The organism is Mycobacterium sp. IS-2888, assembly GCF_001954215.1.
Taxonomy (GTDB): Bacteria; Actinomycetota; Actinomycetes; order Mycobacteriales; family Mycobacteriaceae; genus Mycobacterium.
The window spans coordinates 39,279-61,771 of sequence record NZ_MBET01000021.1; the positions used below are offsets into that span (position 1 = coordinate 39,279).

Sequence of the window (22,493 nt, forward strand, 5' to 3'; positions counted from 1 at the left end):
CCTTCACCTGCCGAGTGTTCGAAACCAAGGTTGGCTAGCCGCCCGTCGCTAGCAGTCGAAGAACAACCGTAGATCTTCGGAGGCCATCTTGAAAGCTAATCGCAAAGCCCGACAAGCCCGGTCACCGCGGGCCTTGCGAGCCCAGCGTAACGAAGCCTCCCCAGCGCTGTACTTCAAAGAAGAAACAACGGAGATAACTCAGTAACAGTAATAAGGGGTGTGGATTCTGGGGACAGCGTGGGCTTCAAGCAGCTAGGGCGCGAGCCGGGGTGTGGATGACAGCGTTGAGAACTGTGTGGCGTGTGTTGGGCCGGTGGGGATGAATGACGGGTGTGGACCGAGGCGCGATCGGTGCACCGGTGTTTGACGGGGTTGTACACAGCGCTGCGCACAACTTCGACGTGTGGCTGGTGTTACAGGGGAGCGAGAAGTTTTTTGAAAAAAGATGACGGGAAGCGGCCGGAATCAGCGCTTGGACCGCTGACGGATGCGCGTGGTGAGTTCCTTGACGTGATCGAACACCTCGCGACGCTCGGCCATCTCGGACAAGATCTTTCGCTGGGCGTACATGACCGTGGTGTGATCACGGCCGAACGCTTGGCCGATCTTGGGCAACGAGAGGTCGGTGAGTTCGCGGCACAGATACATGGCGATTTGTCGTGATTGAGCCAGCGCGCGGGTCTTGCCCGGGCCGCGGAGCTCTTCGACTGTGGTGTCGAAGTATTCGGCGGTGGCGGCCATGATCGTCGCCGCGCTGATTTGCATGGTGCTGGCATCGGCGATCAGGTCACGAAGCACAATCTCGGCCAGCGCCTTGTCGATCGGGGTCTTGTTCAACGACGCGAACGCCGTCACCCGGATCAGGGCGCCCTCAAGCTCGCGGATGTTGCGTTCGATGCTGCTGGCGATGAGCTCGAGTACGTCGTCGGGCACCGCGAGGCGCTCCATCTGCGCCTTTTTCCGCAAGATGGCGATGCGGGTCTCCAGTTCGGGCGGTTGCACGTCGGTGATCAGGCCCCACTCGAACCGCGTCCGCAGCCGGTCTTCCAGCGTCGCGAGTTGCTTGGGCGGGCGGTCGGACGAGATGACGATCTGCTTGTTCGCGTTGTGCAGCGTGTTGAAGGTGTGGAAGAACTCCTCCTGGATACCTTCTTTGCCTTCGATGAACTGGATGTCATCGACCAGCAGCACGTCGACGTCGCGGTAGCTGCGCTTGAACGCGACCTTGCGGTCGTCGCGAAGCGAGTTGATGAAGTCGTTGGTGAATTCCTCGGTGGAGACGTACTTGACCCGCATCCCCGGGAACAGCCGCTGCGCGTAGTTGCCGGCCGCGTGCAACAGATGTGTCTTGCCGAGGCCGGATTCGCCCCAGATGAACAGCGGGTTGTACGCGCGGGCGGGCGCCTCGGCGATCGCGAGTGCCGCCGCGTGCGCGAACCGGTTGGAAGCACCGATGACGAAGGTGTCGAAGGTGTAGCGGCGGTTGAGGCTGGTTCCGCCCGCGATGGCCGGGTCGATGATGTGGGGACGCTCGGTGAAGTAGTTGGGCCAACCCTGCTCGTCGTCGATGACGGGTTCCCCGTTTTCGTCAGCCTCGTCGATGTCACTTGACGTTTCGAGGTCGGTGTCGTCGACGAAGATGTCGGTTTGAGGCAGGACGGCGTCGTCGCCGTCTTCCGCGGGCGGGGCGATGCGCACCCCAAGTTGGACTTGCTGGCCGAGCCGGCGACTCAGCGCGTCGGTGATGGGTTCGCGCAGATGACGTTCGATCTCGTTCTGGACGAAACTGCTCGGCACCGACAGCAGAGCAAACCCCTCGACGATGGTCAGTGGTTGGACCAGGTTCAGCCATGCCCTTTGCTGAGGGGTCAGGGGGGCGACAAGCGTCGTGCGATTGGTGGCGACGCCGTCTGCGGTGGGTTCGCCGTTGAGCTCAGAGACGACCGCGTTCCACACTGTCGTGAAAGTTGAACCGGGGTCATCGGTCAACGACGTATCTCCCTGGTCCGACGTCGAGGAACTGCCAGCTTGGCGACAAAGCAGCTGTCCACATAGTTATACACAGGTGTGGACAGGATGAGCGTAAACGAGCCACAGCCTTACGGCGACGGCCCGCGATCTCCATGCTGGTGGCAACCCACGTGGGTCGCCTAGGCAGCTAGTTGATCCGCCATCCTCGCTTCGTTGTCGAGCGCCGCCTCACGCTGAAACGGCATGCCCGAAGCTAACAGTTTTCCGTGCGGCTGCCAACCGTTCTGCTGCATTCCAATCGGGTTATTTAAAGTTCTTTGGGGCGTGCTTCGATCCGGTGCGGTTTCGGTCGGGATCGGGCCGCCGAGAACGAATGTTTTCGCGCCGGTTGGGTGTGGGTCCGTTGGGGCAGGCCAAGTTTGACCCAGCGAAGGCGCATCAGTACCCTCAAACAGTCGCCCGAAAGTCGGCGATACGGCTGCGACCTAGGTGAACCTGCCTGGGGACCGCGCCGGCCAGTAGCGAGACCAGCTTCGACCGACACACGAACCCCCGCGGTTGCGAATCGTGAGCGGCCGGATGGTTGGGAAAGCTTTGAGCGAGACACAACGAGGAGAACGCCGTGGCCAAGGGCAAGCGGACCTTCCAGCCGAACAACCGGCGCCGAGCCCGCGTGCATGGCTTCCGCTTGCGGATGCGGACCCGTGCGGGGCGTTCGATCGTGTCCAACCGGCGCCGTAAGGGCCGACGCGCGCTGTCTGCCTGATCGCAACGTCAGGTTTTGGCGGTGCTTCCCGCACGCAACCGTATGAGGCGGTCGACTGAGTTCGACGCGACCGTCAAATGCGGGGCGCGCCTGGTGCAGTCCGACGTCGTCGTCTACTTCCGCCGGCGCACCCACGGCAATAGCGGCCCGCGGGTGGGGCTGATCATCGGGAAGGCGGTGGGGTCGGCCGTCGACCGTCACCGGGTCGCGCGCCGGTTGCGGCATGTGGCGCGAAGCCTGCTGGGCGATCTCGATCAATCCGATCTGGTGGTGATCCGTGCGCTCCCGAGTAGTCGGCAAGCGTCATCGGCGCGGCTGACCCAGGAGCTGCGAACCGCTCTGCGACGCGGTTCTGAGCTGGCAGGGACGCGGCGGTGAATCGGGCGGCGCCGGCGCGCGCGGTAGTCGGGGGTTCGGGCAGGACCGCCGCGTGGTTGCTGATTTTTCTCATCCAGACGTACCGGCACATGGTTTCGCCGCTGCGACCGCCGACGTGTCGTTTCGTTCCGACGTGTAGCCAGTACGCGGTCGATGCGCTCACCGAGTACGGCTTGATTCGCGGCAGCTGGTTGGCGGCGGTCAGGCTCGCCAAGTGCGGCCCATGGCATCGGGGAGGATGGGACCCGATACCGGAGCGCCGCGGATGCCGGGCGAACTTCGAGGACGCGAGCGACGTCCGGGATGCGCCAGGGGCGCGAGGGGAGAGCGGATCTTTTGTTTGATTTTTTCAGCCTCGACATCATCTACTACCCGGTGTCGTGGATCATGTGGGTTTGGTACAAGTTGTTCGCGGCGCTGCTGGGCCCATCGAACTTCTTCGCCTGGGCCCTGGCGGTGATGTTCTTGGTGTTCACCCTGCGAGCCTTGCTGTACAAGCCGTTCGTGCGTCAGATCCGCACCACCCGGCAGATGCAGGAGCTGCAGCCACAGATCAAGGCGCTGCAAAAAAAGTACGGCAAGGACCGCCAGCGGATGGCGCTCGAGATGCAGAAGCTGCAGCGCGAGCACGGCTTCAATCCGATCCTGGGCTGCTTGCCGATGCTGGCGCAGATCCCCGTGTTCCTGGGGCTGTATCACGTGCTGCGGTCGTTCAACCGAACGCAGGGCGGATTCGGTCAGCCCCACCTTTCGGTGATCCAAAACCGGCTTACCGGCAACTACATGTTCAGCCCGCTCGAGGTGCAGCACTTCCTGGACGCCAACCTGTTTGGTGCGCCGATCGGTGCGTCCATGACACAGCGCACGGGCATGGAGGCTTTCACCGATTTCAGTCGCCCCGCGGTAGTCGCGGTCGGCGTCCCCGTGATGATCCTCGCCGGCATCGCAACCTACTTCAACAGCCGGGCATCGATCGCGCGGCAGAGCGCAGAGGCGGCGGCCAACCCGCAGACCGCGATGATGAACAAGCTTGCGCTGTACGTGTTTCCGCTCGGTGTGGTGGTCGGTGGGCCGTTCCTGCCGCTCGCGATCATCCTGTATTGGTTCTCGAACAACATCTGGACCTTCGGCCAGCAGCACTACGTGTTCGGCATGATCGAGAAAGAGGACGAAGCCAAGAAGCAGGAAGTCATCAAGCGCCGGGCGGCCAACGCGCCGGCGCCCGGCGCGAAGCCCAAGCGCAACCCGAAGCCGACCCCGCCAAGCGCTAATGGCTCGGCGACGGTCGCCGATGACGACGCGGAGCCGGCGGCGCCAAAGGCGGACTCCGATGGCGCCGAAGATCGGCAAGCCGAGACAACGGAACAGGCAGACAAATCGAAGCCCGGCACACGAAACAACGCTCCGGGCAATCGCACTCCGCGGCCGGGAGCGCGACCGAAGAAACGCAAACGCTGACGAGGGTTCCACAGGCTAGGGGACCGCTTCGGACTGGCGAGAGAAAACGGGGACCCGTGGATGAGGGAGAGAAAGGCATGACGGACGCACACATCACCGAGCCCGACGTTGACGTCGAACCGTCGGTTGAGGACGTCAACGAGAACGGGGCGCCAGCGGAAGGGGCCGCCGACGAAGGCGACGCCTTGGAGGAGCGGTTGGTCGCCGAGGGGGAAATCGCCGGGGACTACCTCGAGGAGTTGCTTGACCTATTGGACTTCGACGGCGACATCGATCTGGACGTCGAGGGCAACCGCGCGGTGGTAAGCATCGACGGGAGCGACGACCTGAACAAGTTGGTTGGCCGGACCGGCGAGGTGCTCGACGCGCTGCAGGAGCTCACCCGGCTGGCCGTGCACCAGAAGACCGGTGTGCGGAGCCGGCTCATGCTCGACATCGCGAGCTGGCGTCGCCGGCGCCGCGAGGAGTTGGCCGCGCTGGGCGACAAGGTCGCGCGACGCGTGCTAGACAGCGGCGAGCGGGAGGAGCTCGCCCCGATGACTCCGTTCGAGCGCAAGATCGTCCACGACGCCGTCGCGGCGGTCCCCGGGGTGCACAGCGAGAGCGAGGGCGCGGAGCCGTCGCGCCGCGTCGTGGTCCTGCTCGACTAGGAGTTACAGCGGTGTAGTTCGCCGCGGCGATTGCGCCGCGGCGGCACGAAGACCAGAGGGATGTTTCACGTGAAACATGTCGGCCGTTGCGAGGGGACGCTAGATCCTGCCGCGCCGGCAACCCCTGCCGAGTCGTTACCGCCGCCGGACGCCGCCGCGATCTTCGGGCCACATATATCTATTGCACAGCGGTACGCCGAACTGTTGGCGTCGGCCGGGGTGGAACGAGGCCTCCTCGGACTGCGCGAGGTGGGCCGGGTGTGGGACCGTCATCTGCTCAACAGTGTCGCCGTCGGCGAGCTCCTGGATCCGGGGGATCGGGTGGTGGACATCGGCAGCGGCGCCGGGCTGCCGGGGATCCCGTTGGCGATTGCGCGGCCCGACCTCCGGGTCGTTCTCCTCGAACCGCTATTGCGTCGGAGCGAGTTTCTCAATGAGGTGGTGGCCGAACTAGGGTTGGCCGTCGAGGTGGTGCGCGGCCGGGCCGAGGAACCTTGGGTGCGGGAACGGTACGGGGGAAGGGACGCGGCTGTGTCGCGAGCGGTTGCAGCATTGGACAAGTTGACGAAGTGGAGTATGCCGTTGCTACGGCCCGGCGGTCGGATGGTGGCCATCAAGGGTGAGCGCGCCCCGGACGAACTCCAGGCGCATCGGCGTGTGATGGCGGCGTCCGGCGCCGTTGATGCCAGGGTGGTCACATGTGGCGCGAACTATTTGCGTCCGCCCGCAACCGTGGTCTTAGCGCGACGCGCAAGCCAGCCGCGGCAGGGGTCGGCACGAACGGGGAACAGGGGACATCGATGAGTTCTCCGCGAGACTGGCCCGCCGCCCCGCCGCCCGCGTCGGGCGTCGCGCCTGGACAGGCGAGCGCCACCGAGTACGACGACCCGGCGGACGCGGTGCCGCATGTTTCACGTGAAACATCGGAGGAATACGACACCCCGATCGGGGCCGCCGCCGAGCGCGCGATGCGGGTCCTCCACACCACGTACCCGCCGTTGCGCAGGCCGGATCACCGACGCGTCTTCACCGTCGCGAACCAAAAGGGCGGCGTCGGTAAAACCACCACGGCGGTCAACCTCGCCGCCGCGCTCGCCGTCCAGGGGCTCAAGACACTCGTGATCGATCTCGATCCGCAGGGCAATGCGAGCACGGCGCTCGGGATCACCGACCGGCAGGCCGGCACGCCGTCGTCGTATGAGGTCCTCCTCGGCGAGGTCTCGCTGCAGGACGCGCTGCGCCGCAGCCCACACAGCGAGCGGCTGTTCTGTGTCCCGTCCACGATCGACCTGGCCGGTGCCGAGATCGAATTGGTGAGCATGGTTGCGCGCGAGAACCGATTGCGTAACGCTTTGGCCGCGCTCGACCAGTTCGACTTCGACTACGTCTTTGTCGACTGCCCCCCGTCACTGGGGTTGTTGACCATCAACGCGCTCGTCGCCGCGCCCGAGGTGATGATCCCGATTCAGTGCGAGTACTACGCGCTCGAGGGTGTGTCACAGCTGATGCGGAATATCGAAATGGTGAAGGCCCATTTGAATCCCCGGCTCGACGTGACCACCGTGATCCTCACGATGTACGACGGGCGGACCAAGCTGGCGGACCAGGTGGCCGAAGAGGTGCGCCGGTACTTCGGAAGCAAGGTGCTGCGCACGGTGATCCCGCGCAGCGTCAAGGTCTCGGAGGCGCCCGGCTACAGCATGACGATCATCGACTACGACCCGGGCTCGCGCGGGGCGATGAGCTATCTGGACGCGAGCCGCGAACTCGCGCTACGCGACTGACTACCGAAGGGACGATCATGACGCAGCCGTTACGCAGGAAGGGCGGCCTTGGCCGGGGCTTGGCTTCGCTGATTCCCACCGGTCCGGCTGAGGGCGACTCGGGCCCGGCGACCCTTGGCCCCCGGATGGGGGATGCGGCCGCCGACGTGTTGATCGGTGGATCGGCGCCGGACGCCGCCGGGGTGGGGGCGGTGTATCGCGAGATCGCGCCGGCCGACATCGAGGCCAATCCACGCCAGCCACGGCAGGTCTTCGACGAGGAGGCGCTGGCCGAACTCGTGCACTCCATCCGCGAGTTCGGCCTCTTGCAGCCCATCGTGGTGCGGGCGGTGCCCGGGGCGACGAGCGGCGCGCGCTACCAGATCGTCATGGGGGAGCGGCGCTGGCGGGCCGCCCAGGAGGCGGGCCTGGCCACCATTCCGGCCATCGTCCGCGAGACCGCGGATGACACCCTGCTGCGGGACGCCCTGCTCGAGAACATCCATCGGGTGCAGCTGAACCCTCTGGAAGAGGCGGCGGCCTACCAGCAGCTGCTCGACGAGTTCGATGTCACCCACGACGAACTGGCGACCCGCATCGGCCGATCGCGGCCGCTGATCACCAACATGATCCGCTTGCTCAAGCTGCCGATCGCGGTCCAGCGTCGAGTGGCGGCGGGGGTGCTGTCGGCCGGCCATGCCCGGGCGCTGCTGTCCCTCGAGGCCGGCCCCGAGGCGCAGGAAGAGCTGGCCAGCCGGATCGTCGCGGAGGGTCTGTCGGTGCGCGCCACCGAGGAAGCGGTCACGCTGGCCAATCGCGGGGAGGGGCACAAGCCTGCGCCTCCGCGGCGCAAACCAATCCAGATGCCGGGCCTCCAGGACGTTGCTGACCGGCTGTCGAATACCTTCGATACGCGCGTCACGGTCAGCCTTGGCAAACGCAAGGGGCGGATCGTCGTGGAGTTTGCCTCGGTCGAAGACCTGCAGCGGATCATCGACGTGATGACCCCGCCCAACCCATGATCAGCCACACGGTGTAATTACGTCACTGTGACACCGGCCGGGTTCCCGGCTCGAATCAACCCGCTGCGGCCAGGGCGCTGTGCCGGAGAACCACTGGGCGACAACGATTTTCGGAGTTGAACGGACCGGCGCACCCGGCTGGACCGCGGGCCGGGCCGGGCGGGTCACGAGGCTGCGCGAACACTGGCCCCGCGAAGGCAAACTCTCCTATCCTGGAGGGGTTGCCGGTGCATGTCAGCCTGGGGATATCCGGGTCTGCGGTACGCACGGAAGCCAGGAGGCTAGTGTCTGCTCGAATCTCACCGCTGCGGCTCGAAGCCTTCGAGCATCTTCCGAAGCATGCGCGCCGCTGCGTCTTCTGGGAGGTCGACCCCGCGACTCTCGGTAACCAGGACCACCTCGCCGATCCGGAATTCGAAAAAGAAGCCTGGTTGTCGATGGTGATGCTGGAGTGGGGCTCGTGCGGTCAGGTCGCGACGGCGGTGCCCGACGAACGCAGCCACGCCGAGCCGCCGTGCCTCGGCTATGTCCTCTACGCACCGCCGCGAGCGGTTCCGCGGGCACAGCGGTTTCCTACCGCGCCGGTATCCGCCGATGCGGTGTTGCTGACGTCGATGGGGATCGAGCCCGGACAGGCCGCAGACGACTTGCCGCACAGCCTGTTGGCCCGCGTCATCGACGAGCTGGTGCGGCGCGGGGTGCGGGCGCTGGAAGCTTTCGGCCGCACGCCCGCCGCGTCGGAGTTACAGGACCCCCGCATGGTCGATCCCGGTGTGCGCCCGGTGCTGGAAGCCCTCGGCGACTGCACCGTTGAACACTGCGTCATCGATGCGGAGTTCTTGAAGGACGTGGGTTTCGTTGTGGTGGCGCCACATACGTACTTCCCTCGGCTGCGGCTCGAGCTCGACAAGGGGCTGGGCTGGAAGGCTGAGGTGGAGGCGGCGCTGGAGCGCTTGCTGGCCAATGCCCAGCTCGAGCAGCCGGTCGGCGCCGGGTCGACGGCCACGAATACGTAGCCGCCGCCCCAGCAGGGTTAGGAACCGCCGAGCCTGGTTGTGCGTTCCACCGATAATTCGTGGGCCAGCAGCTCGGCGAAGGTGAAGGTGCCGGTGGGCCTATCGTTCTTGCCCAGCAGATACAGCCGCTTCACCGCGGCGAGGATACCTTCGGCGATCGCGTCGCGGGTGTGCGTCGACACCAGCATGTCCCGGTCGCGTGGATTGGTGATGTAACCGACGTCGACCTGAACCGTCGGCATCCGCGTGAGCCGGAGCAGATCCCATGTTCGGCCATGTGTGCGGCAATCCCGTAAACCGGTGCGGGCCACCACTTCTCGCTGAATGAAGTCGGCGAGATTGCGGCCGATGGTAGACACCGATCCATGCGAGTTGCCGAAATGAAATGACGCGACGCCGTTGGCGGAAGGGCTGCGCTGAGCCTCGCAGCGCAGGCTGATCATCAGGTCCGCGCCGACGTTGTTGGCCGTCGCGGCACGTTCGGTATCCGACGGGCTGCGATTGGTCGGCCGGGATAGAAAGGTCTCCATGCCGATGGCCGTCATCCGCCCCTCAAGCCGGCTTGCCAAGTCCCACAACACGTCTGCTTCGCTGATGGGTCCGTTCGGGCCGTGGCAGATCAAGCCGTGATCCGCGCCCCCGCGGCCGGGATCGATGATGATCCGCTTGCCCGAGAGTTTGGGCCCCGATCGGCGCACCAGTTCTTCCTCGCGAATCGCGTGGGGCGAGCCGCCGCTGACCCGCGAACTCAGAAAGTACAAGGAGCGCAACGTTTCCGGGCCGCAGATGCCGTCGGCGGCGAGCCCGTACTCGCGTTGGTACGACATCAACGCGTTGTGCGTCTGCAAACCGAAGTAGCCGTCGACCAGGCCGGTGTAGAAGCCGAGGTCCTGTAGCCGAGCCTGCAGGGTCGCGACATCGTCGCCGTACAGGGGGGCGCCGAATTGGTGATACAGCGTGCGCGCGCCGAGCCGGTAGGACGCCTCTTTCAACGCCCGATAAGTGGCCTCGCCGACAATGCCGTCCACCAGCAGTCCACGGTGCTGCTGGAAGGCGCGTACGGCCTGGTCGAGCTCGGAGTCGAACAGTTCGAGGGCCACATGCCTGCCGGTGGTCAGGTCTTCCTCGGAATTGTCCAGCAGGTTCAGCGCAGCCAGCGCCGCCCGGATTTCGGTCACAGCAGCGCTGCGGTCACCACAGCGCAGCGCGTCGCCGTTTTCGCGGCGCGGACTCGGCATACCAAGGGCCCTCCGGGACGGACTGACAGGCTGGAAATACGGGTTAGAGCTAACCGGTATTGTCGCAGATCCTTCTCGATTTTCGGAAAACCCCAGGCTAAGCGGCGGCCTCGTGCCGCGACGCGGATCGGGGTTCAGGCGAGGTTGGGAACGGCGTCGGAAAGCTCACGCAACAAGGCGGCTTTGCCCTTGGCGCCGACTATACGTTTCACCGGCTGACCGTCCTTGAACAGAATCATTGTGGGGATCGACACTACTTCGAAGTCGCGCGCCGTTTCGGGGTTCGCGTCGACGTCGAGCTTGGCGACGGTGAGGTGTTCGGCGCGTTCGGCGGCGATTTCTTCGAGCACGGGCGCGACCATCTTGCACGGCCCGCACCAGGTTGCCCAAAAGTCAACCAGCACAGGCTTATTGCTGGACAACACTTCGGTTGAGAAGGACGAGTCGGAGACTTCTATTGTGCCGCCGGCGTTTTCGGTCATCGTGACGCTCCCATCAATGTGTTCCTACGGTCAGCTGCTGTGTCTCGCCGGCCGCGTCTGACTCTTCGTGCTCGGCCAGCCACCGCTCGGCGTCGATCGCCGCGGCGCAACCGCTGCCGGCGGCGGTGACCGCCTGCCGATACGTGCGGTCCACCAGGTCGCCTGCCGCGAACACACCCTCCAGCGACGTGCTGGTGGTGCGCCCCTTGACGAGCACGTATCCGTCGGTGTCGACATCGACGACGTCGCGTACCAACGCCGAACGTGGCTCGTGGCCGATCGCGACGAAGACGCCGGTCACCGGCAGCGTGGTTTGTTCACCAGTCACGGTGTGGCGCAGCCGCAATCCGGTCACCGTCGTGTCGCCCTCCACCGCGGCGACGGTGTGGTTGGTGACGAACTTGATCTTGTCGTTGTTGCGGGCGCGATTCAGCATGATTTTCGATGCCCGGAACTCCTCGCGGCGATGCACCAGCGTCACGGTGGTGGCGAACCGGGTCAGGAACAGGGCTTCCTCCATCGCGGAGTCGCCGCCGCCGATGACGGCGATGTGCTGGTCCCGGAAGAAGAACCCGTCGCAGGTGGCACACGAACTCACCCCGCGGCCCAGCAACTCCTGTTCGCCGGGGACCTGCAGGTAGCGCGCCGCGGCGCCCATCGCCAAAATGACGGCCCGGGCGCGGTGGGTTTCGCCCTCCGCCGTCACGACCGACTTGACCGGTCCGTCCAGCGACACCGACTCGACGTCCTCCATCCGCAGGTCCGCTCCGAAGCGCAGTGCCTGCTCGCGCATCTCGTCCATCAACTCCGGGCCGGTGATTCCGTCACGGAAGCCGGGGTAGTTCTCCACGTCGGTGGTGGTCATCAACGCGCCACCGAACGAGGTCCCCTCGAAGACCAGTGGTGCCAGCTGTGCGCGGGCGGCATACAGGGCCGCGGTGTACCCGGCGGGACCGGAACCGATGACGATGACGTCGTGAATGGGGTCAGGAGCGGACGGGGCGGCGGTCATGCGGGCCTTTCGGAGTACAGGGCGTCGTTGTGTCGAACGCCAGCGTAGGCATTGCTGTTCCCGCTGGGGCGCGCAACACGTGGCATCACACTAAGGGCGGGGGACTTGCGTGTTGGCCAGCAGGCCGGTATCGGCCGCGCTGCAGTTCAGTGCGACCGCGAAGACCGCCAGGTTGTTGGGTGTATCGCCAGGCAGCACGAGCAGGACGCCGGGCCGGGCGTTGATGTCGATCGGCCGTGCTCCCAGCACCTGCGTGGAAGCCGGATAGCCCAGGCCGCTCAGGCAGGACGCGCGACGAGACGGGTCGGTGAGCGGGCCGTACTCGGGTCGGCGGTCGAGTAGGGAGAGGATCTCGTCCTGCGACAGCGGCACCACCATCGGCGGCGTCGACACGGTGATGTGCTCGGCGGTGACCGCCGTGCTCGGTATCGGCGCGGGCGCGTTGATCAGCGCCGCCGTGCCGATGCCGATCGCCGCCAGCACCGCGCACAAACCGGCCACACCCGCGGCGACCCCGCGCCGGCGCGGCCGCGGCCGGGCGGAGTGTGCCGCGGGGGCGCCGCGTGGGTCGGCCGACGACAGCGCCGCGGTGATCCGGGCGACGACCTCGGGGGGAGCCTCGGGGGCCGCCGCGCCGGCGTCGGCGACATCGCGGCGCACCTGATTCAGCGCACGAAGGACGTTCTCGGCCTCGGGGTTGGCGCGGACTTGTCCGCGTACCCGGGCAGCGGCATCGTCGTCCAGCAGGCCGGCCTGCAAGTCGGCGAGCCGCTCGACCGTCAGCGGTGGATCTGCTGCCGCCGCACCATGATCCGCGGGATCGTTCTCGGCTTCACCCATCCGTCCCAGTGTCCGTCATGCACAGACCGATGGCCACATGCGGCCCACTGAACCGTCACGCCTGACCGGCTGGAGCGTCGGGTGCGGCATGGGCACCGGTGTTGAGGTAGCCGAGCAGCTCGGCCAGGCGAACCCGGCCGCGGGCGCATCGGCTCTTGACGGTGCCCTCGGGGATGCCGAGCAGCCGTGCGGTGTCGGCAACCGAACAGCCCAGCATGTCGACCGCCACGATCGCGGCCCGTTGTTCGATTGGGAGTCGACCCAGGGCGCGCTGCACCAACATCGCCGTTTCGACCTGCGCGCTGCGATCCGCCACCGGGTAGACATCCTCGAGCGGCACGGTCCGCTGCGTCTTGGTGCGCCGCAGCCGATCCAGGCAGGCGTTGACCACGATGCGATGCAGCCAGCTTCCGACCGCGGCGTCGTGCCGGAACGAACCCGCGCCGCGATGGGCCGAGAGCATGGCGTCCTGCAGCGCGTCTTCGGCGTCCTCGGGGGTGCGGGTGGTCAACCGGGCCAGGCGGTGCAGCTGCCGGCTATGACGATGGAACAGTTCGCTGAACGCATAGCGGTCGCCGGCGACGTGGGCGGCGAGCAGCTCGGCGTCGCTGCGTTCGCGCTCGACCTCTCCCCCCAGACCCACGGCCGGACAGTAACCAATAGGTGATCGCGAGGCACTTCACCGCACCCCGGGTCTGTGAGCGCCGTCAGGATGCGGCTTGAACGGTGATCTCGAAGAAACCGGCCTGGCTCTTGCCGTTGGTGGTTCCCAGCGTGGAAATCCACACCAGCAGATTCGAGGTCGGCGACCCGGCCTTGACCGGAATGACGTTGTGGCCGGGTTTGAGCGTGAACGCCGGGGCGAGCACGGTGGTGTCCTCCAGCTTCGACGGCGTCTGGGTGGACGACGCCCTGATCTCGACTTTGGTCCCGCTGCTCGGGGTGTCGATCGTGACTTGGCCGACGACGGTCGGGTTGGGCAGCTGCAGCATCAACCCTTCGCCCTGCTTGAAACTGGGGAACGGAACGGCGTCGGTGTAGACCTCGGTAGCCCAGGCGGTGGTGGGGTCGCCGTCGATCGCCTGCCCGGCCGTACCCGCATTGTCGGCATCACCGTCAGGGGAGTAAACGGACGCCCTGGTGGGCTTGACGACAGTGCCCGCCGGAGCGGAGCTGGGGGCCGAAGAGCTGGTCGACGACGACGGCCCGTTGAGGCCGAGCTCGTCCTTGTTGAGGCCGCCGCCGACGTTGCCGAAGATCTTGCTCACCACCGACGCCAGCACCAACAGCGCCACTACGAGGACGACGACGCCGGCGCCCACCCCGATCAGCACGTTGCGACGTCGTCGCGCGAACGTGGCCTCGTCCAGCGGACCGGCGGGTTCGCGGGGGCTCGGCGCAATGGGTGAGTCGTCGACGGGCCCGAGCACCTCGGTGCGGTCCGCCACCGCGGTCGCCTGCTGCAACAGATTCAAAAGTGTTGACGCACTGCGGATTCCGCCGTCTTCCTGAACCGCGCGAACTGCGACCGCCGAGATCTGGAAGGGGATGTCGCGGTCGATGACCGTGGGTTCGACGGGCAGGCCCGAGGAATCGCGGTCGGCCGGTGCCAGTCCGCTGCGGACCCCGTGCTCCGGAAGGGGCCAACGATTGACGAGCAGGGCGTAGAGCGCGGCGCCGATTCCGCGGATGTCGTCCTGCGGATTGGCGTCGGGCATGGTCGCCGGGTAGGCCAGCACCACGTCGCCCTCGATGCTGACGCGCACCCGGCTGGGGTGATCGATCGACAGGGCAACCCCGGCGCGGTGGGCCGCGTCCGCGGCGGCGGCTAGTGACTGCATCGCCCGGATGGCGCCGATCGGCGACGGCGCGGTGTCGGCCACCTCCTGCAGCGAGCCGCCGCGAATCCACTCCGCGACCACCAAGCCACCGAATCCCGTGTGCACGACGTCGAGCACTCGGGCGACACCGGGCTTGTCGATCCTGCTCAGCCGCAGCGTGCGGGCGAGGACCTCCTGCAGCACGTCATGCGGCAGCGCCCCGTCGGGATCGACGAACGTGAGCGCCACTTGCCGGTCCAGCGCTGTGTCGAGCGCCTGCCAGAACTGCAGGGGCGGAGCCCCGCCGTGGAAGACGAGGAGCCGATAGCGGCCGCCGGCGATGCGAGCGCCGGGCACCAGGTGGACGTCGTCGGTGGACGTCGACGATTCCGCGCTTCGTTCGCGGGGCGCATCGAACGGTATCGGCCCGCGTGCGGCCTCGCTGTTGAGATCGCCGTTGCGCTGGTCGGACGGCCGCGGCGCCGCGGAATCGGGTTTGGCCGGAATATCGGGGGCCGGAATGTCGGGCTCGAAGTCGTCGGCAACCGGACGCGGTAACTTGCCGCCTGACGCGGGGCCGGATGCGGCGCTGTCTACTGGGCGGTCGGTCACCTCCGGTCCTTTCGCTATCCGGACGCTGTCGGCCCGCTCCGGAGGCCTGCGCCGGATCGGCTCCTGGACCGCACCTACCCCCGGCGGGGACGAATTCCTCTGCTCAGGGTACGTGACGGGCCGGCGGTGAGACGATCGATCCGGTACAGCCGCCGTGCGACGCGCAGGCGGTTGCTCCCAGCGCCCGCTGCGCGCCCGGATCCGGCGACTGACGGCGCCCATCGCCGCCTGGGCCTCGGGGACGCGCGCGCGGACCATGACCGTGGCCATGATCGGCAGCATGATGGTCGCCAGGACCAGTAGTCGCAGCAGCGAACCGGCGGCGCCGCCGTGGGCCGTCAGGTCGCTCAGCCCCAGCAGCCGGTCGACCACATGGGCAATCAACGCGGCCAGCAACGACGCGGCAACCGTCACCAGGACCGTGCGCACCTCCCGGACGCCGACCGGGTGGCCGCCGCGGGGCAGCAGCGCGCGCCGCAACAACTGGTAGCCGACGACCGCGCCGGCGAGGAAACCGATGCCGTTGGCCAGCCCGAGGAAACCGGCCACCAGCTTGGGGTCGCCGGTGAGGTGCGGGGCCAGCACCGAGCCGACGATCTTGACGGCCGTGATGACGAGGATGATCACGATCGGCGTCCACGGCTGTTCGCGCGCGTAGAACACCCGCAGCTGCAAAAGCACCAGCCCGTAAGGGATTAACGTGAATGCCGACAGCGCGATCGCGGCACCCAGGTATCCGGCGTCGACCCCCCCGAAGTGCCCGTAGGCGAACAGTGCGCTGCCGATCGCGGGCCCGCCGACGGTCATGAACGCCACGATCGGAATGAGCGTGATCAAGGTCAGTCGGGTGGCCAGCGACAGGTCGGCCAGCACCGCCCGGGTGTCGTCGGCGGCGGCGTTGCGGCTCAGCCGTGGGGTCACGACGGTCAACACCGTCACACCGATCATGCCGAACGGCAACATCAGCACGAGCCAGGTGTAGTTGTAGATCGCCGGTCCGGAAGCGGCTGCGGTGCTGGCGATTTGGTTGCCGACCACCAGGCCGAGCTGGCTGATCAGCACGTAGAGCACCATCGCGGCGGCCATCGCGCCGAATCGCTTGAGCCGCTGGTCGATTCCCCACAGGGGGCGCAGGCTGACCCGCTCGCGCCGCAGCGCAATCAGCAGGACCGCGGTCTGCGCGAACACGCCCGCGGTGGTGCCGACGCCGAGCACCAGGAGCTTGGCGTTGCCCATCCGAACGGGATCGACCGAAAGTTCACCGGGGACCGCCAGATACACACCCAGGGTTGCGAGCGCGACGACGTTGTTGACGACCGGCGCCCATGCCGTCGGCCCAAACACGTTGCGGGTATTGAGGATTGCCATGAATACCGAGGTAAGGCCGTAGGCGAGCACCTGCGGCAGCAACAGGTAGGCGAAGGCCGTCGTCAGGGGTTCGTTGACCTGAGGAGCGCGGCCGAGCATCAGGCGGACCAGCAGCGGTGCGGCGACCACCGACAGCGCCGTCGCAAACAGCAGAAGCGCTGTGGTCAGCGTGACCAGGCGCCGCACGAACGCCGCGCCGCCGTCGGGGTCGTCTTGCTCGGCACGGGCCAGCACCGGAACAAAAATCGCCGTGAACGTCGCCTCCAGCACCAGTGCGGCGACCAGGTTCGGCAGCTGGTTGGCCACCGAGAAGGCACTGGACAGCGCGGCGCCCAGGATGGCGGCCAGCAGCACGATGCGGGCGAATCCGGTGATCCGGCTGATCAGCGTGGCGAACGCCATCGCCCACGAGCGCGACACCAGCGCGGCGTCGGACAGTTCGGGTCGTCGCCGTGCCAGCTCCGGCACCGGGGGCAGCGGCCCAGTCGGCGGCGAGGCGGGTCCGCGGGTACCCGGCCGCGGCTGGGGTCGCCGGTAGGCGGGTTTCATACTCGGTGCTCTTGATCGACCCGATCGGGGATCTCGCCTCGCGAACGGGCGGGTCGGTGGTCGGGTGGGTCGGGCCGGTCCAGGTCGGCGCGGTCGGGCTGGCCGCGGAATCGGTGCCACAGCCGCCGTCCGGCCAGCAGCACCAGGATCGCCGCCGCGCTCAGCGTGATCGCGAACAGCACTTTCCCGTAGGCGTTGGAGTGCACGGACAAGCGCACCGGCTCGCCCAGCCGCAGGCCGTCCGGCGTCCGCAGCGCCACGTCGATGGCGACCCGCTGAGTGAAGTTCACCTCGATGGGCACCCGCAGCGGCAAGTATCCCGGCGGCAGTTCGATCTGCCCGACGTCGGAGACGTTCATCCCGGGCGGGGCGTCGACGTGTAGCCGCACCCGAATGGGGACGGCGAGGCCATTGTGCAGCGCCAGCGGGAGCGGGCTGTGCTCGGTGGCCAGGGTGTAGGAGCCGCCCGGGTTGACGATCGTGACGGCACCGAACAAGTCGTTGATGGTTGTGCCGACCACCGCTAGGCGCTGCGCGGCCAGCTGGTTGCGGGTGTCCGGCGGTTCCGCTTCGCTGAGCGCACGCAGCATGTCCTCGCGCAGGGGAGCGGTGTATTGGATGCCGGTCAGGCCGGTGCGCTCGTCGGTCGTCAGCGCCGACGTCAGCCCCCACAGCCTGCCAACCTGGTGACCGATGTCGGCGGTCACGTCGTCGCCGAAGCGGCCACGGGCCGACAGGTAGGCGTCCGTCGGCCCCGGCGCCTCGTTGTGGGCCGCGGCCTCCGCGATCATCGCGGGCAGTGGGCGGGGTATCGCCAGGCCGGAATGGATCGTCGTGGCCAGCGCGGTCAGGATCACCTGCGCGTCGTCGGCCTGCAGGTGCCATGTCGCCGGCGGAACCAGGATCTGGGTGCGCGGCGCGGCGTCATGCTGCAGGGAGTGCCAGAACATGGAACCCAGCGCGTCCTGGCGCCGGGCGGTCTCCGAGTCGTGCGCGAGCCGGACCGTCAGCGACGAGTCCAGATAGGTAGGCACCGTGGGGTCGGTCCCCGCTCCGGCCAGCGCCGCGCCGACGGCCGGGTCGAACGGCGCCAGCACCACCTGGGGCGACAATCGCCGGGGTTTCGTGTCGACGGTCGTGGGCAAGTCGCTGGCGGAGTCCTGGGCGGCCAGGTCGGCTGCCGCGATGGCGACGGTGCTGTCGTTGGCACTGAGCAAGTCGACCGCTCGGTTGGTCAACGGGCCGTCGGGCAGCAGGGTGGCCCCGCGGGCGGAGGGGACGTCGAGAATGTGGTCGACGATGTCGCCGACGCCGTTGGTGGCGATCCCGCTCAGCCCCTGATCGTTGACGCGCTGCAAGGCGTCGAGGTCGGCTTGCGCGTAGGGCAGCGGGGTGACGCAGGTGCGGTGCGCCAGCGCACGTAACCGGTTCATCCACACCGTCGCAGCGGCCTGACCGGTCCCCGGGTGGGTGGGGCTACCTGGTTGTTGAGCGGCGAGGTCGGGCGAGTTCGACACGACGTAGCCACTCGTCATCGCGTTGACGGTGACCAGCAGATCCGGGTCGACCGCCAAGCACAGTGCGCGTCCGACCGCGCCGTCGGGGTCGACGTCGTGGCTTGTGGCGACCTCGGCCGCCGAGAGCAGGATGTCCAGCCGACCACCGGTGGCCAGCGAGGTGGCCAAGTCGTCGTCGACGAGCCGGACCGGAATGGTGCCGCCGGGCGCGCCCGGGGCCAACCGGGGCCGATCGGCCAGCGGCCACAGCATCGTGATCCACACGGGTTTCGACGTATCGGGCGCAACGGCCGAGCCCAGGTCGTCGGCTTGGTCGGGCGGCACACCGATCACCGGCAGCAGGAAGCGTGCGTTGTCGAGCCGGGCGGGGGCGCCGTAGTCGGGAGTTCCGTTGGCATTGACCAGGATTGGGTAGATCCCGGGCTGATCGATGCCCAACGACGGCTTGCTCAACGACCGCAGCGGGACGGACAGGGTGAAGGCGGCTTGTTGACCGCGCTGTAGTTCCGGTGCGACTGTCAGGAAATCCGCTGCCGGCTGGTATTGGTCGGTGCCACCGTCCAGGGTGGTGCGTAAGCCCGCCGACGCGGCGACGGGCGCGGCGTGCTCGAGCCGGACCATGACGTCGCGGACCGGACGGTCGCCAATGTTGATCACCACGCCGCTGACCGTGACGACCGGTTGACTCGTCGTCGTGACCACATCCGGGGTCACCTGGTCGATGCGGATACGGACAAACGGCGTCGACCCGGGTTCGCCGGCGGCTGCGCGCGGCGCGATGACGGGCCCGTTGAGCAGTACCGCAAAACCGGCCACCATGCCGACCACGGCGGCAATGCGCACCAGGCCCGTCCAGCAGAGTCGCGGCACAATCACGGCCCCGGCCCGTGACCGTTCTTCCGGCCGGCAGGTTTGTCGGAATGCCGGGTGCGCGAATGCGTCTGCGGGCGGCGCCGGGGCGAGCTGGGCGGCAGCGGCGGAAGCGCGGCGGGACCGTCGCTCTGCAACTTGTCGATCAGTTCGTCGGCGACCTCGGCCAAGCGACGCTCGTCTGCGTAGGCGAGCCTCGACGGCAGTTCGCGCATCGGCACCCACGCAACTTCGGCGACTTCGAGGTCCTCGTCCGAGAGCTCGCCGCCGGAGAAACGCATTAAATAGTGGTGCACGGTCTTGTGCACCCGGCGGCCATCGGTGACAAACCAATAGTCGATGCGCCCCAGCGCCGCCAGCACGCTGCCCCGTATTCCCGTCTCCTCGGCAACCTCACGAATCGCGGTCTGTTCGGCGGTCTCGCCCTGCTCGATGTGGCCCTTGGGCAGCGACCACAGCATCCGTCCGCGTCGATCGATGCGACCGATAAGGGCCGCAACCTGGCTGTCGCGGGGCCCGTCGAGACCGTCGATGACCAGCCCGCCGGCGGATGTTTCGTGCACGGTGCGCAGCCGGTCCGGCACGCGGCGCGACGAGCGCGATCGGCGTGGTTTGGTCACCGCCGCGTCAGCGGCCGCTTGGCCGTTCGTAAGGTTCTCGGCCGAATCTGGAGCACCACGGCGCCGGCGCCTCCCCCGGCGTCGACGCGGTTTGGCTTGTTCGCCATCCGACACCCAAGCGATAGTAGCTGGCACGTGCTGGGCCTCCGGACATACTCGCCGCTCACCCCGCCGGGGGTAATCGAATTTGTCAGATCGGGCCGATGGCGTGCGCGATGATAAAAGCTGGAATAAAGATGATCAGCGACAGCGGTCCTGCCAAACTGCCGACCAGCATTCCGCGGCCGGCCTGGCCGATTTTCCCGGGAGCCTTCACAACAACGGCGCAGAGCACCGTGTAAACCAACGATGCGGGGAACACGATTAGCGCGAGTGGGGGCATCGGGAGCACAAAAAGCCAAGTGACTACCTCCACCACGAATACGTTGGCGAAGGCCGCGACGAAACTGATTGGGCCATAACGACTCTTCGACGTGTCGATCACCGATTCTTCGGTCATCCGAGCCCTTTCAGCGCAATACCAGGAAAGCAAAAAGGATTCCACCGAGAACGACGACGGCCGAAGACCCGGCGAGGCTGAGCGACAGACCGCGATGACGGGCCGACGGTGACCTCATAAGTAGTGCGCTGGTGACCAATGACGCCAAAGTTGTGATGGCGGTTGCCGTCAGCATCCAGGTCCGCTCACCCGCGTGTGCGCTATGCGTCGCGTACGGCCACTTGCCCAGCAACCACAAGGCCACGAGCAGCAACCCCAGAACGATTTGGACCACGAACGGCGCCGTCCAGGTCGCCGTGCGCCAGGTACGGGCGTCGAGGCCATGCGGTCGGACAAAAGTCGGCATGTGGCTTTCCTGTCACTATCAAGCCGGAACTGCGCCACCGGTGGGCAGCGGCGGCACTGATGGCGGGCTGGTGACTGGACCGAACTCCGTCGGCGGCAACGGAATTGGCACGTCGTACTTGGGATTCCATCCACCGGTGTCGAACGGCGCGAAAGCCTTGCCGCCGAGTGGGCCGACATCGTGATGGAACGGCAGATTCAGAGCCGGTCCCGATGAACTCCCAGACTGCGCGGGGTCGATCAGCACCGTGCGCGTTCCGCCTCCCGGTAGATCTTGATACACCTCGAGCGACGGGTAGTCAGTGCGTGTTCCGTTAACTTGCACGCCTTCCGGGCCGGGGGTGAAAACGAGGTCACCATTGACCGTTACCGTATGGCCCGCGAACGGCCCGTTTGGATCTGCCGTGATGCTTGGCGCGAAAGGATTGCCAGCGTCGTATTTGACCCGCACTGAGCCGTCAGTCAGTTGGGTAACGCTGCCATGGGGCGTGCCAACTTTCACCTGCCCGGGTGTGCCGGCCGAGGTCTCCTCGACAGATGGATTCTGGCGCAGCACCACGACGCCATTCTCGTAGTCGATATACGTCGTAACCTTGGTATCCTCCGGGTCGAAGTGTGAATTAGGGCCCCTGTTATTTCCCAAATCGCGATTGGGGAATGGATAGCTTGTCACATCCCGCTGCGCAATCCACTGCGAGACACGGACCACGCCCTGTCCGGGCACGGGGCGGATCTTCACTACCTCAATTTGCGGCCCGACGCCCTGATATTTGGGATCGTAACTGTGGGGGTCGAGAGCTGCCGCCGTGTCCCAATCAGCTGCCGACGACGGTTCACGGCCGAAGACCTGCTTGAACGCTTCGATTTGGTTTTGACGGCGTTGCTCATCTTGTCCGGTTGATTCCGGTATCGGGTCGCCTAGCCCACGGACGAACGACGGGTCGTATCCGTCTTGCTCTCGCAGGTTGGTCATCGAGAGGCGCAGCAGGTCAGAATATCGATCGCGGATGCCTTCGAGCTTTGAAAGCGATGCCTTGGTGTCGTCGATCGCGCGCTGTTCAAGACCGTTGATGTGGTCGTCGAGTAACTGTCGCTCATGTGCGGTTAAGTTGGGATCTCTCTCCATCTCGACGGCTTCGCCAATCTGCTCGTCGATCCTTTGCAGTTGGCTTTCCAAATTTCCGATTTCGTGACTGCCGGATCGTTGTGCCTCAGCCAGGGAGGCGGCGACGTTTTCCAGATCGGCGCCGATTTTGGGGAGCTGGCTCGCTTGCAGGCCCAGGCTGGTGGTCGCGCGCTGCACTTCGGCCGAGTCGTTGATTGGGTTCTCGCCATTCTCGCGAGTCCAAGCCTTGTCGAACCGGGTTCGTGCCTGGCGGAATGCGCTTTCAGCTTGCTCGGTGGACCGGCCCGCGTCATGAAATGCCTGTGCGAGATCGGAGATTTGGGCTGGCCGGCCACTTTGCAGGGTGGCGTTGACTTTCCAAGGGTCGCCACCGGCGAACATGATTAATGCGCCTTGGCTTATGTACCGGAGGTGCACCGCGAATCCTCAATGCCTTGGTCGCATTGGCCAACGCCATTCATAGTTTCTTGCACGGAAGACTACCCGCGGGCCCCGAGGAATCAATTCGCCTCCCGATAGCGCCGGCGGAGCACGATCGCTTCCCCCGTCCCGGCCCAAGTCGTCACCGCGC

21 protein-coding genes are annotated in these 22,493 nt (G+C 66.7%); 9 read left to right on the plus strand and 12 right to left on the minus strand.

The window, feature by feature from the left end:
• Positions 1-465: 465 nt before the first annotated feature.
• Positions 466-1,989, minus strand: coding sequence for a chromosomal replication initiator protein DnaA (dnaA, locus tag A5745_RS03345; protein WP_076060025.1), 1,524 nt, complete (start codon positions 1,987-1,989; stop codon positions 466-468).
• Positions 1,990-2,593: 604 nt separating this feature from the next.
• On the opposite strand from dnaA, the gene rpmH reads away from it, so the two are divergent.
• The 9 genes from rpmH to A5745_RS03390 all read left to right on the plus strand — a co-directional run bounded on the left by rpmH (position 2,594) and on the right by A5745_RS03390 (position 9,024).
• Positions 2,594-2,737 carry a 50S ribosomal protein L34 gene (rpmH, locus tag A5745_RS03350; protein WP_076060026.1) on the plus strand — a complete coding sequence of 48 codons (144 nt, stop codon included), beginning with the start codon at positions 2,594-2,596 and terminating at the stop codon, positions 2,735-2,737.
• A gap of 21 nt (positions 2,738-2,758) precedes the next feature.
• The gene (gene rnpA / locus A5745_RS03355) at positions 2,759-3,115 is read left to right on the plus strand and encodes a ribonuclease P protein component (RefSeq protein WP_076115092.1); all 357 of its coding nucleotides are present in this window, start codon (positions 2,759-2,761) and stop codon (positions 3,113-3,115) included.
• A complete protein-coding gene (gene yidD / locus A5745_RS03360) occupies positions 3,112-3,459 on the plus strand; it encodes a membrane protein insertion efficiency factor YidD (RefSeq protein WP_076115093.1) in 348 nt (115 codons plus the stop codon). Before rnpA ends, yidD begins: the two co-directional genes overlap by 4 nt.
• The gene (gene yidC / locus A5745_RS03365; protein WP_076115094.1) at positions 3,419-4,573 is read left to right on the plus strand and encodes a membrane protein insertase YidC; all 1,155 of its coding nucleotides are present in this window, start codon (positions 3,419-3,421) and stop codon (positions 4,571-4,573) included. Before yidD ends, yidC begins: the two co-directional genes overlap by 41 nt.
• 77 nt (positions 4,574-4,650) lie before the next feature.
• Positions 4,651-5,223, plus strand: a complete 573-nt coding sequence (locus A5745_RS03370) for a R3H domain-containing nucleic acid-binding protein (RefSeq protein WP_076060073.1) — start codon at positions 4,651-4,653, stop codon at positions 5,221-5,223.
• A 60-nt stretch (positions 5,224-5,283) separates the two neighbouring features.
• A complete protein-coding gene (rsmG, locus tag A5745_RS03375; protein ID WP_076115095.1) occupies positions 5,284-6,027 on the plus strand; it encodes a 16S rRNA (guanine(527)-N(7))-methyltransferase RsmG in 744 nt (247 codons plus the stop codon).
• Complete coding sequence (locus tag A5745_RS03380) at positions 6,024-7,007, plus strand: ParA family protein (RefSeq protein WP_076115096.1); 984 nt, start codon at positions 6,024-6,026, stop codon at positions 7,005-7,007. The genes rsmG and A5745_RS03380 overlap by 4 nt, the downstream gene beginning before the upstream one ends.
• A gap of 17 nt (positions 7,008-7,024) precedes the next feature.
• Positions 7,025-8,008 (plus strand): ParB/RepB/Spo0J family partition protein, encoded by a 984-nt coding sequence (locus A5745_RS03385; protein WP_076115097.1) that lies wholly within the window; start codon positions 7,025-7,027, stop codon positions 8,006-8,008.
• 284 nt (positions 8,009-8,292) lie between these two features.
• The gene (locus A5745_RS03390; protein ID WP_076060039.1) at positions 8,293-9,024 is read left to right on the plus strand and encodes an acetyltransferase; all 732 of its coding nucleotides are present in this window, start codon (positions 8,293-8,295) and stop codon (positions 9,022-9,024) included.
• 17 nt (positions 9,025-9,041) lie between these two features.
• On the opposite strand, the gene A5745_RS03395 is transcribed toward A5745_RS03390, so the two are convergent.
• The 11 genes from A5745_RS03395 to A5745_RS03445 all read right to left on the minus strand — a co-directional run bounded on the left by A5745_RS03395 (position 9,042) and on the right by A5745_RS03445 (position 22,303).
• Positions 9,042-10,262 (minus strand): N-acetylmuramoyl-L-alanine amidase, encoded by a 1,221-nt coding sequence (locus A5745_RS03395; protein ID WP_076060041.1) that lies wholly within the window; start codon positions 10,260-10,262, stop codon positions 9,042-9,044.
• A gap of 134 nt (positions 10,263-10,396) precedes the next feature.
• Positions 10,397-10,744, minus strand: coding sequence for a thioredoxin (trxA, locus tag A5745_RS03400; protein ID WP_076060043.1), 348 nt, complete (start codon positions 10,742-10,744; stop codon positions 10,397-10,399).
• 13 nt (positions 10,745-10,757) lie between these two features.
• Entirely contained in the window at positions 10,758-11,756 is a 999-nt protein-coding gene (trxB, locus tag A5745_RS03405; RefSeq protein WP_076060044.1) for a thioredoxin-disulfide reductase, read from the minus strand.
• A gap of 90 nt (positions 11,757-11,846) precedes the next feature.
• Entirely contained in the window at positions 11,847-12,596 is a 750-nt protein-coding gene (locus A5745_RS03410) for a hypothetical protein (RefSeq protein WP_076115098.1), read from the minus strand.
• Positions 12,597-12,651: 55 nt separating this feature from the next.
• On the minus strand, positions 12,652-13,239 hold the full coding sequence (gene sigM / locus A5745_RS03415; protein WP_076115099.1) for an RNA polymerase sigma factor SigM: 588 nt from the start codon (positions 13,237-13,239) through the stop codon (positions 12,652-12,654).
• A gap of 64 nt (positions 13,240-13,303) precedes the next feature.
• A complete protein-coding gene (locus A5745_RS03420; RefSeq protein ID WP_076115100.1) occupies positions 13,304-16,945 on the minus strand; it encodes a lipid II flippase MurJ in 3,642 nt (1,213 codons plus the stop codon).
• Positions 16,942-19,338 (minus strand): hypothetical protein, encoded by a 2,397-nt coding sequence (locus A5745_RS03425; RefSeq protein WP_139329429.1) that lies wholly within the window; start codon positions 19,336-19,338, stop codon positions 16,942-16,944. The genes A5745_RS03420 and A5745_RS03425 overlap by 4 nt, the downstream gene beginning before the upstream one ends.
• Entirely contained in the window at positions 19,335-20,066 is a 732-nt protein-coding gene (locus tag A5745_RS03430) for an NUDIX hydrolase (RefSeq protein ID WP_083662681.1), read from the minus strand. The genes A5745_RS03425 and A5745_RS03430 overlap by 4 nt, the downstream gene beginning before the upstream one ends.
• A gap of 76 nt (positions 20,067-20,142) precedes the next feature.
• Positions 20,143-20,451: a hypothetical protein gene (locus tag A5745_RS25270; protein WP_371336821.1), complete on the minus strand. Its 309-nt coding sequence runs from the start codon at positions 20,449-20,451 to the stop codon at positions 20,143-20,145.
• 10 nt (positions 20,452-20,461) lie between these two features.
• Positions 20,462-20,797, minus strand: a complete 336-nt coding sequence (locus A5745_RS03440; RefSeq protein ID WP_254848486.1) for a hypothetical protein — start codon at positions 20,795-20,797, stop codon at positions 20,462-20,464.
• Between the two features lie 18 nt (positions 20,798-20,815).
• On the minus strand, positions 20,816-22,303 hold the full coding sequence (locus A5745_RS03445) for a hypothetical protein (protein ID WP_240563001.1): 1,488 nt from the start codon (positions 22,301-22,303) through the stop codon (positions 20,816-20,818).
• Between the last annotated feature and the right edge of the window lie 190 nt (positions 22,304-22,493).

Coding starts and splice junctions, on each gene's coding strand:
- yidC (WP_076115094.1), top strand. CDS start 3,419: ATGCGCCAGGGGCGCGAGGGGAGAGCGGATCTTTTGTTTGATTTTTTC.
- A5745_RS03370 (WP_076060073.1), top strand. CDS start 4,651: ATGACGGACGCACACATCACCGAGCCCGACGTTGACGTCGAACCGTCG.
- rsmG (WP_076115095.1), top strand. CDS start 5,284: ATGTTTCACGTGAAACATGTCGGCCGTTGCGAGGGGACGCTAGATCCT.
- A5745_RS03380 (WP_076115096.1), top strand. CDS start 6,024: ATGAGTTCTCCGCGAGACTGGCCCGCCGCCCCGCCGCCCGCGTCGGGC.
- A5745_RS03385 (WP_076115097.1), top strand. CDS start 7,025: ATGACGCAGCCGTTACGCAGGAAGGGCGGCCTTGGCCGGGGCTTGGCT.
- A5745_RS03395 (WP_076060041.1), bottom strand. CDS start 10,262: ATGCCGAGTCCGCGCCGCGAAAACGGCGACGCGCTGCGCTGTGGTGAC.
- trxA (WP_076060043.1), bottom strand. CDS start 10,744: ATGACCGAAAACGCCGGCGGCACAATAGAAGTCTCCGACTCGTCCTTC.
- trxB (WP_076060044.1), bottom strand. CDS start 11,756: ATGACCGCCGCCCCGTCCGCTCCTGACCCCATTCACGACGTCATCGTC.
- A5745_RS03410 (WP_076115098.1), bottom strand. CDS start 12,596: ATGGGTGAAGCCGAGAACGATCCCGCGGATCATGGTGCGGCGGCAGCA.
- A5745_RS03420 (WP_076115100.1), bottom strand. CDS start 16,945: ATGAAACCCGCCTACCGGCGACCCCAGCCGCGGCCGGGTACCCGCGGA.
- A5745_RS25270 (WP_371336821.1), bottom strand. CDS start 20,451: ATGACCGAAGAATCGGTGATCGACACGTCGAAGAGTCGTTATGGCCCA.
- A5745_RS03440 (WP_254848486.1), bottom strand. CDS start 20,797: ATGCCGACTTTTGTCCGACCGCATGGCCTCGACGCCCGTACCTGGCGC.
- A5745_RS03445 (WP_240563001.1), bottom strand. CDS start 22,303: ATGTTCGCCGGTGGCGACCCTTGGAAAGTCAACGCCACCCTGCAAAGT.